This window comes from Streptomyces sp. NPDC104761, assembly GCF_055583445.1.
In genome coordinates, this window is record NZ_JBVJNZ010000008.1 from 405,867 (window position 1) to 419,595 (window position 13,729).

At 71.4% G+C, this 13,729-nt stretch carries 10 protein-coding genes; 7 read left to right on the forward strand and 3 right to left on the reverse strand.

Features of this window, described 5'->3' with window-relative positions; all coding sequences use genetic code 11:
• The first annotated feature begins 3 nt into the window (after positions 1-3).
• A complete protein-coding gene (mmsA, locus tag ACZ63F_RS23760) occupies positions 4-1,506 on the forward strand; it encodes a CoA-acylating methylmalonate-semialdehyde dehydrogenase (protein WP_469713507.1) in 1,503 nt (500 codons plus the stop codon).
• A gap of 53 nt (positions 1,507-1,559) precedes the next feature.
• Here mmsA and ACZ63F_RS23765 read toward each other — a convergent pair whose 3' ends face one another.
• Complete coding sequence (locus tag ACZ63F_RS23765) at positions 1,560-2,390, reverse strand: SCO4651 family lipoprotein (RefSeq protein WP_469713508.1); 831 nt, start codon at positions 2,388-2,390, stop codon at positions 1,560-1,562.
• A gap of 349 nt (positions 2,391-2,739) precedes the next feature.
• Between ACZ63F_RS23765 and ACZ63F_RS23770 the strand changes: the two genes are divergently transcribed.
• The 5 genes from ACZ63F_RS23770 to ACZ63F_RS23790 all read left to right on the forward strand — a co-directional run bounded on the left by ACZ63F_RS23770 (position 2,740) and on the right by ACZ63F_RS23790 (position 11,982).
• Positions 2,740-4,143: an APC family permease gene (locus tag ACZ63F_RS23770; RefSeq protein ID WP_469713509.1), complete on the forward strand. Its 1,404-nt coding sequence runs from the start codon at positions 2,740-2,742 to the stop codon at positions 4,141-4,143.
• Positions 4,144-4,758: 615 nt separating this feature from the next.
• Positions 4,759-7,404, forward strand: coding sequence for a CocE/NonD family hydrolase (locus ACZ63F_RS23775; RefSeq protein WP_469713511.1), 2,646 nt, complete (start codon positions 4,759-4,761; stop codon positions 7,402-7,404).
• On the forward strand, positions 7,401-8,264 hold the full coding sequence (locus ACZ63F_RS23780; RefSeq protein ID WP_469713512.1) for an ABC transporter permease: 864 nt from the start codon (positions 7,401-7,403) through the stop codon (positions 8,262-8,264). The genes ACZ63F_RS23775 and ACZ63F_RS23780 overlap by 4 nt, the downstream gene beginning before the upstream one ends.
• Positions 8,265-8,420: 156 nt before the next feature.
• Positions 8,421-9,917: a vWA domain-containing protein gene (locus tag ACZ63F_RS23785; RefSeq protein ID WP_469713513.1), complete on the forward strand. Its 1,497-nt coding sequence runs from the start codon at positions 8,421-8,423 to the stop codon at positions 9,915-9,917.
• A 154-nt stretch (positions 9,918-10,071) separates the two neighbouring features.
• Positions 10,072-11,982: an AMP-dependent synthetase/ligase gene (locus ACZ63F_RS23790; protein ID WP_469713514.1), complete on the forward strand. Its 1,911-nt coding sequence runs from the start codon at positions 10,072-10,074 to the stop codon at positions 11,980-11,982.
• Between the two features lie 59 nt (positions 11,983-12,041).
• Here ACZ63F_RS23790 and ACZ63F_RS23795 read toward each other — a convergent pair whose 3' ends face one another.
• The gene (locus ACZ63F_RS23795) at positions 12,042-12,452 is read right to left on the reverse strand and encodes a rodlin (protein WP_469713516.1); all 411 of its coding nucleotides are present in this window, start codon (positions 12,450-12,452) and stop codon (positions 12,042-12,044) included.
• 155 nt (positions 12,453-12,607) lie between these two features.
• A complete protein-coding gene (locus tag ACZ63F_RS23800; protein WP_469713517.1) occupies positions 12,608-13,021 on the reverse strand; it encodes a rodlin in 414 nt (137 codons plus the stop codon).
• A 266-nt stretch (positions 13,022-13,287) separates the two neighbouring features.
• Between ACZ63F_RS23800 and ACZ63F_RS23805 the strand changes: the two genes are divergently transcribed.
• On the forward strand, positions 13,288-13,704 hold the full coding sequence (locus ACZ63F_RS23805; RefSeq protein ID WP_382721860.1) for a rodlin: 417 nt from the start codon (positions 13,288-13,290) through the stop codon (positions 13,702-13,704).
• The last annotated feature ends 25 nt before the right edge of the window (positions 13,705-13,729 follow it).

Below are 13,729 nucleotides of genomic sequence, written 5' to 3' on the forward strand. Positions count from 1 at the left end.
GTCATGACGAAGATCGTCAACCACTGGATCGGCGGCAAGTCCGTCGACGGCACGTCGGGCACCTACGGGCCGGTCACCGACCCGGCCACCGGTGCGGTCACCACGAAGGTCGCGTTCGCGTCGGTCGACGAGGTCGACGCCGCGGTCGCCGCGGCGAAGGACGCGTTCGTCACCTGGGGCCAGTCCTCGCTGGCCAGGCGCACGGAGATCCTGTTCCGCTTCCGCGCCCTCCTGGACGCGAACCGGGACGCGATCGCCGAGCTGATCACGGCCGAGCACGGCAAGGTGCACAGCGACGCCCTCGGCGAGGTCGCCCGCGGTCTGGAGATCGTGGACCTGGCGTGCGGCATCAACGTGCAGCTGAAGGGAGAGCTGTCCACGCAGGTCGCGTCCCGCGTGGACGTCTCCTCGATCCGCCAGCCCCTCGGTGTGGTCGCGGGCATCACGCCGTTCAACTTCCCGGCGATGGTCCCGATGTGGATGTTCCCGATCGCCATCGCGACCGGCAACACCTTCGTGCTGAAGCCGTCCGAGAAGGACCCGTCGGCGTCGATCAAGCTCGCCGAGCTGCTGGCCGAGGCCGGGCTGCCCGACGGCGTCTTCAACGTGGTCCACGGTGACAAGGTCGCCGTCGACCGGCTCCTGGAGCACCCGGACGTCAAGGCGGTCTCCTTCGTCGGCTCGACCCCGATCGCGCGCTACATCCACACCACCGCCTCCGCCAACCACAAGCGCGTCCAGGCGCTCGGCGGCGCCAAGAACCACATGCTGGTCCTCCCCGACGCGGACCTGGACGCGGCGGCCGACGCGGCCGTCTCCGCCGCCTACGGCTCGGCAGGCGAGCGCTGCATGGCCATCTCCGCGGTCGTCGCGGTGGGCTCGATCGGCGACGAGCTGGTGGAGAAGATCCGCGAGCGCGCCGAGAAGATCAAGATCGGCCCCGGCAACGACCCCACCTCCGAGATGGGCCCGCTGATCACGGCCGTCCACCGCGACAAGGTGGCCTCCTACGTCTCCGGCGCCGCCGCCGAGGGTGCCGAGGTCGTCCTGGACGGCACCGGCTACACGGTCGAGGGCTTCGAGGACGGCCACTGGATCGGCATCTCGCTCCTCGACAAGGTGCCCACCACCGCCAAGGCCTACCAGGACGAGATCTTCGGCCCCGTCCTCTGTGTCCTGCGCGTGGACACGTACGAGGAGGGTGTCGCCCTGATCAACGCCTCCCCCTTCGGCAACGGCACCGCGATCTTCACCCGGGACGGCGGCGCCGCCCGCCGCTTCCAGCTGGAGATCGAGGCCGGCATGGTCGGCGTCAACGTGCCGATCCCGGTCCCCGTCGGCTACCACTCCTTCGGTGGCTGGAAGGACTCGCTCTTCGGCGACCACCACATCTACGGCAACGACGGCACGCACTTCTACACCCGCGGCAAGGTCGTCACCACCCGCTGGCCCGACCCCGCCGACGCCCCCGCGGGCGTCGACCTGGGCTTCCCGCGCAACCACTGATGACGTACGGTGCCCCGCTCTCCCGGGAGAGCGGGGCACCGGTGTGTCCGCGGTCAGCCCTGCTGCTTCCGGGAATCCTCGATCACCTGGGTGAGGTCGCCGGTCTGGGCGGCCGGCGGGGCCTTCACCGGGGCGGTGGCGCCGAACTTCTCGAAGTCCATGGTCACGGTCATCTTGCCCATCCGCTCCTTCAGGCGGACCGGCAGGTCCTTGGAGTTCAGCCACAGGTTCATCGTCATCGAGCCGCCGCCGGTCATCGCGGTCATGCCGTCACTGCCGTAGGCGTCCTTGAACTTCCCCAGCTGCGCCTGGTCGACGACGGCCTGGTAGTGGGTCGTGCGCTGCCCGTCGACGGTCTCCGTGCCGAAGTCCTTCACGTCCTTCGCGTACTTGAGGTACTTCAGCGTGGCCGCCGGGTTGCCCGCGCTGTTCCCGCTGAAGGCCTGGGCGCCCTTGTCGCCGAAGAGGGCCGACGCGTCGATCTTCATCCACTGCTTGCCCTTGAGCGGGCCGGAGGCCTGCGGGTCGACGTCGTAGTAGTAGGCGCCGTCCACGAACAGGGTGCGGATGGTGGAGCTGTGCTGGAGAGCCTCCATCTTCGCGGCCTTGGTGTCCATCAGGACGTCCATCGCCAGGCCGTCTCCCCAGGAGAAGGTGCCGTTCATCGTGACCGGGGCGCCCGTGCCGATGACGGTGCTCATCCTCACCTTCGCCGAGCCCAGCTGGTCGGTCCGGTCGGTGGCGTGCGAGAGCGCCGCCATGATCTTGTCCGCGTTGTTCACGGCCGAGGTGGCCGTCTTCACGCCGTCGGAGCCGCACGCGGACACCGCGACCAGTGCCGCCGCCGTGAACCCCACCCAGGCAGCGGTGTACTTCAGCTTCATGAGTCCCCACCCATTGCTGTGATTCGGTTGTGAGTTCTGCTGTCGATGACTCTAACGGGACACACTGACAGGTCCGGATACCGGACGTCCTCACGTTTTTTTGACGCCCGCGCTGCGATTCTCGTAGAGGCCGACAGCGTGGAATGGCCTACCTCGTATTGACGTATTCGCGGAATACGGCGAGTGGATCTACGGATTCCGTAGGTTAACGGCCATTGACGTGACGGTTTTCGTCGGGGTTCCATGCATCGCAACCGGGAGCGGACGCAGGAAGCAAGAGACGAGCCGCCGGAGGCGATAGCGCTCCTGGCCGAAACTTCTCGCCGCTCCAGTCGATCGGAACCGCCGCATGACCGACACGCTCCGCCCTGTCGAGAACGCCGTCGTAGAGGCGCCTGACAGTCCCAAGACGCTCAAGCGCTCCATCGGAGTGGTCGGCGGCACCCTTCTCACCCTCTCCTGCGTCACGCCGGCCTCCACGCTCTTCGTGGTCGTCCCCGACCTGTTCGGCTCCCTCGGGACCGCCACCGCCCTCACCATCGCCATCGGCTCGCTCCTCTGTATCGCCGTGGCGTTCTGCTACTCGGAGCTGGGCACCCTCATCCCCAGCGCGGGCGGCGAGTACGCGATGGTCTCCACGATGGCCGGCCGCCTCGCCGGCTGGCTGGTCTTCGTCCTCTCCCTTCTCGTCGTGATGATCGTGCCGCCGGTGATCTCGATGGGCACGGCCGACTACCTGGCCCCGATCGTCCACCTGGACCCGGCCATGACCGGCGCGGGCGTGATGCTCCTCGCGACCCTCGCGGGCCTCCTGGACCTGCGTGCGAACGCCTGGATCACGGGCGTCTTCCTGGTCCTGGAGGTCATCGCGGCGGGCGTGGTGGCGGTGCTGGGCTTCTCCCACAGCCACCGCGGGGTCGGCAGCCTCACCTCCATGCAGGTCGCGGACTCCGCCGGTCACACCACGACCGTGACCGCCATGCTGGTCGTCTCGGGTCTCGCCATCGCCCTCTTCGTCACCCAGGGCTTCTCGACGGCCGTCTACCTCTCCGAGGAACTGGAGAACCCGCGCCGCAACGTCGCCCGCACGGTCCTGGCCACCCTCGCGATCTCCACGGTGATCATCCTCGTCCCGGTCGCCGCGATCACCATGGGCGCGACCGACCTCAAGGCCCTCACCGGCGGCGACATCAGCTCCATGGTCACCGCCTGGTCGAACTCCGCGGTCGGCACCTTCGTCAGCCTCTGCGTAGCCCTCGCGATCATCAACGCGGGCATCGTCATGGTCATCCAGAACTCCCGCGTGCTGTTCGCCTCCGCCCGTGACAAGGCCTGGCCGGCCCCGGTCAACAGCGCCCTCTCGCGCCTCGGCCGCTTCGGCTCCCCCTGGGTCGCCACCCTCGCCGTCGGCGTCCCCGGCGCCCTCCTCTGCTTCGTCAACCTCGACACCCTGTACGGCGTGACGGGCGTCTCGGTGACCGGCATGTACCTCCTGGTCGCCGTAGCGGCCCTCCTCTCCCGCCGGGGCCACCACAAGCACACCGCGGCCTGGCGCATGCCCCTCTGGCCGGCGATGCCGATCCTCCTCATCGCCGTCCTCGGCTACATCCTCACCCAGCAGGAAACGACCTACCTCCTCTGGACCGGCGGCATCACCGCCGCCGCCACCCTCTACTGGGCCTTCTACCTCCGCCCCCGCAAGGCAACCCACTGGGTCGTCTCCCTCCCGGACGACGTGACGCCCCACCAGTAACTCCGTCGCGGCGGCTCGCGACCGCCGGGCCGACCGGCCGACCTGAAGGGGCGCGGGGAACTGCGCGATCGGCCCCCACCGGACCCGCGGGGACCCACCGTCCGGTCCGGCACCGCCGGAATCCGCCGTCGCGGCGGGATGGGGTGAGGCGGCGGGACTAGGCAGGCCGGTGGGCCGACGGCTCGCGACCGCCGGGCCGACCGGCCGACCTGAAGGGGCGCGGGGAACTGCGCGATCGGCCCCCGCCGGACCCGCGGGGACCCACCGTCCGGTCCGGCACCGCCGGAATCCGCCGTCGCGGCTGATCGCCGTTGCGGCGGGATGGGGTGAGGCCGCGGGACTAGGTAGGCCGGTGGGCCGACGGGTCGCGAGCGCCGGGCCGATCGGCCGACCTGAAGGGGCGCGGGGAACTGCGCTACCGGCCCCCGCCGGCCCGCGGGGAACTGCGCGACCGGCCCCCGCCGGACCCGCGGGGACCCAGCGTCCGGGCCGGTGCCGCTGTCGTGGTGTACCGCACTCGAAGTACGTGGCGGAGTACTCCTACTCCTCCGGGATGGCCCGCTGTTCAGCCCACCGTCGGCATCGGATGTCGGTGCGGGCCCGTACCGTTGAAGCATGGATCTTCGACCCCCCGGCCTGCGAGCACTGCTCCGGCGGCCGCGGCGGCTGGTGGCTGCCGCGGCCGCCGTCGTCGTGCTCGGCGGCGCCGGTACGTGGACGGCCGTCGCCTCCGACGCCCCGCCCCCGGTGCACCGGACCGACAAGGTCATGGCAGTGGACGGGGTGCGTCTGGACACCTCGTTCTTCACCACGTCCGGCACCGGCCGGCGCCCCGCGGTCCTCCTCGCCCACGGCTTCGGCGGCAGCAAGGACGACATGCGCGCCGAGGCCGAGGACCTCGCCCGCGACGGCTACGCGGTCCTCACCTGGTCCGCCCGCGGCTTCGGCAGGTCCACCGGCAAGATCGGCCTCAACGACCCGAAGGGCGAGGTCGCCGACGTCTCCAGGCTCATCGACTGGCTGGCGAAGCAGCCGCAGGTCCAGCTCGACAAGCCCGGTGATCCGCGCGTGGGGATGGCGGGCGGCTCCTACGGTGGCGCGATCTCCCTCCTCGCCGCCGGTCACGACGACCGCGTCGACGCGATCGCCCCGTCCATCACGTACTGGAACCTCGCGGACGCCCTGTTCCCGAACGGCGTCTTCAAGAAGCTCTGGGCCGGGATCTTCTTCAACACCGGCGGCGGCTGCGCCGACTTCCAGCCCGAGCTGTGCGCGATGTACAACCGGGTCGCCGAGTCGGGCAAGCCGGACGCGGCGGCGGTGAAGCTGCTCGAAGAGCGGTCGCCCTCGGCCGTCGGCAGCCGCATCAGGGTGCCGACGCTCCTCTTCCAGGGGCAGACCGACTCCCTCTTCACCCTCTCCCAGTCCGACGCCGCGGCGAAGGCCATCAAGGCCAACGGCGCCCCCGTCGACGTCGACTGGATCGCCGGCGGCCACGACGGCGGCGACCTGGAGACCAGCCGGGTCGAGGGACGGGTGACGTCGTGGTTCGACCGGTATCTGAAGGGCGACAGGAACACGGACACCGGGCCGGCGTTCCGGATCACCCGCACCGGCGGCGTCGACTCCACCGACGGCGCCGCCCTGCTGCGCGGCGCGACCGCCGGCAGCTACCCCGGCCTGGAGAGCGACCGGAAGGACATCGCCCTCAAGGGCGGCACCCAGCGCGTCGCCAACCCGGCCGGCGCCAGCCCGCCCGGTGTCTCCGCGCTGCCCGGCCTCGGCGGCGGCGGCCTCGCCCAGCTCTCCTCCCTCGGCGTCGGCGTCTCCCTCGACTTCCCCGGCCAGTACGCCCGTTTCGACTCGGCGCCGATGACCGACTCCCTGCAGATCACCGGCACCCCCACGGCCACCGTCCACCTCACCTCGAGCACCGACGACGCCGTGCTCTTCGGCAAGGTCTACGACGTCGGCCCCGACGGCACCCAGCAGGTGCTGCCCTCCCAGCTGGTCGCCCCGGTCCGCGTCGAGGGCGCCAAGTCCGGCCAGGACGTCACCATCACCCTCCCGGCCATCGACCACGAGGTGCAGAAGGGCCACCGGCTGCGCCTGGTCCTCGCCTCCACCGACCTCGGCTACGCCTCCCCGACCGCCCCGGCCACCTACACCGTCTCCCTCAAGAGCCCCCTGAGCGTGCCGACGGCACCCCAGGTGGACACGGCCGCCGCGCCGCTGCCCGCCTGGGTGTGGTGGCTGCCGGCAGCCGGCGCGTTGGCCGCCCTGGCCCTGCTGCTCACCGGCCGCCGCCGCACCGGCGGCCCCGCCGCCGACCCGGCGCTCGCCGAAGTGCCGCTGCAGATAACGGACCTGAGCAAGCGCTACAAGGGCTCGACCGACCGGTACGCGGTCAAGGAGCTGTCCTTCCGCGTGGAGAAGGGCCAGGTGCTGGGCCTCCTCGGTCCCAACGGCGCGGGCAAGACCACGACCCTGCGCATGCTGATGGGGCTGATCAAGCCGGACGGCGGCGAGGTCCGGGTCTTCGGCCACGCCATCCGCCCCGGCGCACCCGTCCTCTCCCGGGTCGGTGCCTTCGTGGAGGGCGCAGGCTTCCTGCCGCACCTGTCCGGCCGGGCGAACCTGGAGCTGTACTGGCAGGCCACCGGACGTCCGCCGGAGGACTCCCACATCGACGAGGCCCTGGAGATCGCCGGCCTCGGCGACGCGCTGGCCCGCGCGGTCCGCACCTACTCGCAGGGCATGCGCCAGCGCCTCGCCATCGCCCAGGCCATGCTCGGCCTGCCGGACCTGCTGATCCTCGACGAACCCACCAACGGCCTGGACCCGCCGCAGATCCGCGAGATGCGCGAGGTGATGATCCGCTACGCGGCCGCCGGCCGCACGGTGATCGTCTCCAGCCATCTCCTCGCCGAGGTCGAGCAGACCTGCACCCACCTCGTGGTGATGGACCGCGGCCGGCTCGTCCAGGCCGGACCGGTCGCCGACATCGTCGGTACCGGCGACACCCTCCTCGTCGGCACCGGCACCCCGGTGGAGGAGCCGGTCGTGGAGAAGGTGGCCGCGCTGCCCGGCGTGGCCTCCGTGACCAGCACGGCCGACGGCCTGCTCGTCCGCATGGAGCCCGGCGGCAGCGCCCCGCGCCTGGTCGCCGAACTCGTCCGGCTCGACGTGCCGGTGGCGTCGGTCGGCCCGCACCGCCGTCTGGAAGACGCCTTCCTGACCCTGATCGGAGGTTCCGCGTGAGCACGCTGACCGAGAGGGCCGCGGTCGCCTCCGGCTACCGGGCGGGCCGCACCCTGCCGCTCCGCGTCGAGCTGGTCCGCCAGCTCAAGCGGCGCCGCACCCTGGTGATGGGCGGCATCCTCGCCGCCCTGCCCGTCGTGCTGCTGATCGCGTTCGCGATCGGCGGTCAGCCGGGCCGGCAGAACGGCCAGGTCACCCTCCTCGACACGGCCACCGCGTCCGGCGCCAACTTCGCCGCGGTCAACCTGTTCGTGTCGGCGGGCTTCCTGCTGGTCATCCCGGTCGCCCTGTTCTGCGGGGACACGGTCGCCTCGGAGGCCGGCTGGTCCTCCCTGCGCTACCTGCTCGCCGCCCCCGTGCCGAGGGCCCGGCTGCTCTGGTCCAAGCTGGTCGTCGCGCTCGGCCTCAGCCTGGCCGCGATGGTCCTGCTGCCGCTGGTCGCCCTGGCCGTCGGCACGGTCGCCTACGGCTGGGGGCCCCTGCAGATCCCCACCGGCGGCGCACTCGACACCACCACCGCCACCCAGCGCCTCGCGGTCGTGATCGTGTACATCTTCCTGTCCCAACTGGTCACCGCGGGGCTGGCGTTCTGGCTCTCCACGAAGACCGACGCCCCCCTCGGCGCGGTCGGCGGCGCGGTCGGCCTGACCATCGTCGGCAACGTCCTCGACCAGGTGACGGCCCTCGGCGACTGGCGTGACTTCCTGCCCGCCCACTGGCAGTACGCCTGGGCGGACGCCGTACAACCCCACCTGGAGTGGTCCGGCATGATCCAGGGCACGGCGGTCTCGATAACGTACGCCCTGGTGCTGTTCGCCCTGGCCTTCCGGGGTTTCGCGCGCAAGGACATCGTCTCCTAGGTCACCGGACGATCTCCCTCCGGCCTCGAAGCCCCTGGTCCGTGGCCGCTTCGAGATCCATCCGCAACGCATCGGGGCGCACGTTCCGGCCCCCTGCGCCGTCACAGTCGACGACAAGCCAGGAAGTCGACTCCGACCGGCACAGGGGGCACAGCCATGAACCGACACCGGACCCGACGGCAGACGGGCGCGACACTCCTCGCCGCCACCGCCGCGAGCGCCCTGCTGCTGACCGCCTGCAGCGCGGACGAGACCCACGCGAACGGCCCGAACCACACGACCGCCACCGGGGCCCCGGCCCCCACCCGGGCCGCGGGCGACGAGACCGCCGCCCCCTCCGACCACCTCTCCACCTTCGCCCTCGACGTCGACACCGCCTCCTACGGCTACGCCCGCCGCACCCTCGCCGACGGCGGCCGACCCGACCCGACGACCGTCCGGCCCGAGGAATTCGTCAACAGCTTCCGCCAGGACTACCGCACCCCCGAGCACAACGGCTTCACGGTCACCGTCGACGGCGCCCGCACCAGCAGGCCGAACTGGTCCCTGGTCCGCGTCGGCCTCGCCACCCGCCCCGCCGACGACCCCGGCGACCGTCCCCCGGCCGCTCTCACCTTCGTCATCGACGTCTCCGGCTCCATGGGCGAACCGGGCCGCCTCGACCTCGCCAAGAAGTCCCTGGACACGATGACCGACCGGCTGCGCGACGACGACTCGGTCGCGCTCGTCACCTTCAGCGAGCACGCCGAGACGGACCTCCCGATGACCCGCCTCGGCGGCCACCGCGCCGAGATCCACGACGCGGTCGACCGTCTCGCCCCCCTCTCCTCCACCAACCTCGGCGAGGGCGTCGAGACCGGCTACGCCACCGCCGTCGAAGGCCTGCGCAAGAACGCCACCAACCGCGTCGTCCTGATCTCCGACGCCCTCGCCAACGACGGCGAGACCGACCCGAACGCCATCCTCAGGCGCATCGACGGCGACCGTCGCGAGTACGGCATCACCCTGTTCGGCGTCGGCGTCGGCAGCGACTACGGCGACGCCCTCATGGAACGCCTGGCCGACAAGGGCGACGGCCACACGGTGTACGTCTCCGACACCGCGACCGCCGCCGACGTCTTCTGCCGTCAACTCCCCGAGAACATCGACCTGGTGGCCCGTGACGCCAAGGCCCAGGTGGCCTTCGACCCGCACACGGTCGCCGAGTTCCACCTGATCGGCTACCAGGACCGCAAGGTCGCCGACCAGGACTTCCGCAACGACGCCGTGGACGGCGGCGAGGTCGGCCCCGGTCACACGGTCACCGCCCTCTACGCCGTCCGCACCAACCCCGGGACCGACGGCCACCTGGCGACCGCCACCGTCCGCTGGCTCGACCCCGACACCCGCACCCCGCACGAGAACACGGGCGCGATCGAGACCGACGCCCTGCACGACGACATCTGGTCGGCCTCCCCCCGCTTCCAGGTGACGGCGGTGGCCGCCTACTTCGCGGACGCCCTGGCAGACGGCGAGTACGACATCCCGGGAGCACCGAGCCCGACCGAACTGCGCTCTTGGGCCGCGACGTTGGCGAGGACGACAGAGGACAAGCAAGTCTCCGACCTGGCCACGGCCATCCGGGAGGCGCGACTTTCTGACGCCGCGGACTGAAGCGCGCCCCTTAGGGGCGCTGGGGGTCCCCCCGGCCGAAGGCTGGGGGAGGAACTGCGCGACCAGCCACGACGCACCCGCACCCGGCGCCCGACCGCACCTCCTACGGCGAGACCCATTGACCTCCCCTTACTTCCGAGTAAGTTGACGCCCCATGAGCGTACGCAGCGACCTCAAACGAGCACGTCAACGAACCGACTTGGCCAACCGGGGCAAGGTAGAGGTCATCAGGGACGAGGCCGGGGTCGTGCGGGAGGCGCGCCGCCCGCCCCTCGCCGCTCCGCTCACGACCGGCTCCCTCGCCGACCTCCCGTACACCAACGCGGCAGAGGAACCCCACGCCACAGCCGTCCGCCGCAGCGAGGGCACCGTCACGGCAGCCGAGTTCGCCGCCCAAGTAACCTCCACGGCAAAGGGCTTGATCGCCGCCGGCCTGGCCGCAGGCGACCGCGTCGCCGTCATGTCCCGCACCCGCTACGCGTGGACGGTCCTCGACTTCGCCGTCTGGGCGGCCGGCGGCGTGACCGTCCCGGTCTACCCCACCTCCTCCGCGGAGCAGGTGGAGTGGATCGTCCGGGACTCCGGTGCCCGCCACGTCGTCACCGAGACCCCGCAGAACACCGCCACCGTCACCACCGGCACGGCCCCCCACGCACACCCGCCGCGCGTCTGGGAGCTGGACGCCGGCGCACTCGCCGACCTGACCACCCTCGGCCGCGACGTCCCGGACGATGAGGTGGCCAAGCGCCGCGGCGGCCTCACCCCCGACACCACGGCCACGATCTGCTACACCTCCGGTACCACCGGCCGCCCCAAGGGCTGTGTCCTCACCCACGCCAACCTGCACGCCGAGGCCGCCAACACGGTCGAGCTGCTGCACCCCGTCTTCCAGGCGGTCACCGGCCGGACCGCGTCCACCCTGCTGTTCCTGCCGCTCGCCCACATCCTGGGCCGTACGCTCCAGATCGCCTGCCTGCTGGGCCGGATCGAGATGGGTCACTTCCCGAGCGTGAAGCCCGACGAACTCCGGCCCGCGCTGCGGGAGTTCCGGCCGACGTTCCTGGTCGGGGTGCCGTACCTCTTCGAGAAGATCCACGACACCGGGCGGGCGACGGCGGAGAAGATCGGGCGGGCCGCGTCCTTCGACCGGGCCGAGCGGATCGGGGTGCGGTTCGCCGCGGCCCACCTGGAGAAGTTCCTCGGCCGGGGGAAGGGGCCGGGGCCCGGCCTGTACGCGGCCTGGGCGCTGTACGACCTGCTGGTCTACCGCCGTATCCGCAAGGAGCTCGGCGGCCGGATGCGGTACGCCATCAGCGGCGGCTCGCCCCTCGACCGCGACCTGAACCTGTTCTTCCACGCGGCCGGCATCGTCGTCTACGAGGGCTACGGCCTGACCGAGACCAGCGCGGCCGCCACCATCGTGCCGCCGCTCGCCCCGCGGCCCGGCACGGTGGGGCAGCCGATCCCGGGGGCGGCCGTCCGGATCGCCGAGGACGGCGAGGTGCTGGTCAAGGGTGCGGTGGTGTTCGGGTCGTACTGGAACAACCCGGCCGCGACCGCCGAAGTGCTGGCGGACGACGGCTGGTTCGGGACCGGCGACCTCGGGACGCTGGACGCGGACGGGTATCTCACCATCACCGGCCGCAAGAAGGACATCCTGGTCACCTCCGGCGGCAAGAACGTCTCCCCGGCCGTCCTGGAGGACCGGCTGCGCAGCCGGGCGCCCGTCGGTCAGTGCCTGGTGGTCGGCGACAACCGGCCGTTCGTCGCCGCGCTGATCACGCTGGACCCCGAGGCGGTCGCCCACTGGCTGGCCGTACGGAAGCTCCCGCCGGACACCCCGCTCGCGGAGCTGGTGCGCGACGACCGGATGCGGGCCGAGGTGCAGAAGGCGGTCGACCACGCCAACCTGGCCGTCTCCCGCGCCGAGTCGATCCGTGCCTTCGCCCTGGTGGAGGGAGAGTTCAACGAGGAGAACGGCCTGCTCACGCCGTCCCTGAAGGTCAAGCGGCACGCGGTGACGGCCCGCTACGCGTCCCAGATCGAGGCGCTGTACCGCAGGTGAGCAAAAGGCGGCGGGTCACCGGAGGGAACCGGTGGCCCGCCGCCCGCGGCGTCCGAGGACTACTGGTTCGCGGTGCCGTTCGCCGACAGCGCGGAGATGTCGTCCAGGACGTGCGACAGCGGCTCGTCGCCCTTGGCCTGGGTGGAGTTCTCCACGCACTGCTGGTTCTGCGGCGCGGACAGGACCGGCACGTCCTGGGCGACGCCGACGGCGACCGCACCGACGAGACCCTGCAGGTTCGCCTTGAGCGGGAGGCCGACGCACGGCTTGTTCAGCGATCCCTGGACCAGCGAGAGCTGCGGGCTCAGGTCGCCGAAGGTGGCCGAGTTGCCGAACTCCGACTTGGCGTCGTTGCCGCTGAAGGAGGTGGTGCCGGTGTCGTTGCCGGTGGCCAGGGCCTGGGGAGCGGCCGTGGCCGCGAAACCGGCGACGGTGACGGCGACAGCCGCGGTCGCCCACAGCTTCTTCATGATTGTTCCCTTCGAAAGGCGGGCTCCGGGGAGGAGCTGCGTGATCGTCAACTTACCCGGATTCGCCGAAGTTGCGTGGTATGCCCCGATTGGCGGAGCGCAGTCCGATCAGCCGACCGGCGCGCCCTCGAACCGGGGCCCGGAGTGCTCCCGGACTACTTGTTGCCGGTGCCGTTCGCGGACAGCGCGGAGATGTCGTCCAGGATGTGCGACAGCGGCTCGTCGCCCTTGGCCTGGGTGGAGTTCTCGACGCACTGCTGGTTCTGCGGCGCGGACAGGATCGGCACGTCCTGCAGGACGCCGACGGCACCCAGGCCGGCCAGGCCCTGGAGGTTCAGCTTCGCCGGGAGGCCGATGCAGGGCTTGTTGAAGGAGCCCTGGATGAGCGCCAGCTGGGGGCTCATGTTGCCGTACGTGGCGGAGTTGCCGAACGCCTGCTGGGCGTCGTTGCCGCTGAAGGAGGTGGTGCCGGTGTCGTTGCCGGTGGCCAGGGCCGGCGAGGCGGCGGCAGCGGAGACGCCGACGACGGAGGCTGCGACTGCGGCGGCGGCCAGTACCTTCTTGATCACTTGTCAGTTCCCTTCTGAGGACACCCCGTCCACCGGAGCGCACTGGTCAACTGCGCGCGCTCCGGTTGGTTGCTCCGCTTCACTCCAACGGCCCACACCGGGAAATCAGCCGTTTGCGGGGAGGCCCGGTTTTCCGGGGAATTCCGGGAGGCCGCCGGTCCGAACGGGTGACGTGGCGCGCGGTGCCGCAACCATTCCGGACGCGGGCGGTTGATGCCGGACAGGAACGTCCGTCTTGGCCTGAGTGCCGGGAAAGGAAAAGCGAAATGCTGAAGAAGGCAATGGCCGCGGCGGCGGTCGCCGTGTCCGTCGTAGGTGTGTCGGCGGCGGCAGCCCCCCAGGCGCTTGCCACCGGCAACGACCACGGCACCACCTCCGCGAGCGGCAACGGCGCCCAGGAGGCGTTCGGCAACTCGGTGACCAAGGGCAAGATGAGCCCGCAGGCCACCCTGGTCCAGGGCTCGCTCAACAAGCTCTGCGTCGGCCTCCCCGCGAAGGCGAACGCCCAGGGGATCCTCGGCCTCATCGCCGCCGTCGGGGTGGCCCAGGACATCCCGGTCCTGTCCGCGCCGCAGAACCAGCAGTGCGCCGAGAACTCCACGCAGGCCAAGGGCGACGAGCCGGCGTCGCACATCCTGGACGACATCGCGGTCCTCGCGGCCAACGGCGTCGCCAACCAGTGACCCCGGTCCTGTGAAGCCCGCCCGG

Coding starts and splice junctions, on each gene's coding strand:
- ACZ63F_RS23805 (WP_382721860.1), top strand. CDS start 13,288: ATGCTGAAGAAGGCAATGGCCGCGGCGGCGGTCGCCGTGTCCGTCGTA.
- ACZ63F_RS23770 (WP_469713509.1), top strand. CDS start 2,740: ATGACCGACACGCTCCGCCCTGTCGAGAACGCCGTCGTAGAGGCGCCT.
- ACZ63F_RS23795 (WP_469713516.1), bottom strand. CDS start 12,452: ATGAAGAAGCTGTGGGCGACCGCGGCTGTCGCCGTCACCGTCGCCGGT.
- ACZ63F_RS23775 (WP_469713511.1), top strand. CDS start 4,759: ATGGATCTTCGACCCCCCGGCCTGCGAGCACTGCTCCGGCGGCCGCGG.
- mmsA (WP_469713507.1), top strand. CDS start 4: ATGACGAAGATCGTCAACCACTGGATCGGCGGCAAGTCCGTCGACGGC.
- ACZ63F_RS23785 (WP_469713513.1), top strand. CDS start 8,421: ATGAACCGACACCGGACCCGACGGCAGACGGGCGCGACACTCCTCGCC.
- ACZ63F_RS23765 (WP_469713508.1), bottom strand. CDS start 2,390: ATGAAGCTGAAGTACACCGCTGCCTGGGTGGGGTTCACGGCGGCGGCA.
- ACZ63F_RS23790 (WP_469713514.1), top strand. CDS start 10,072: ATGAGCGTACGCAGCGACCTCAAACGAGCACGTCAACGAACCGACTTG.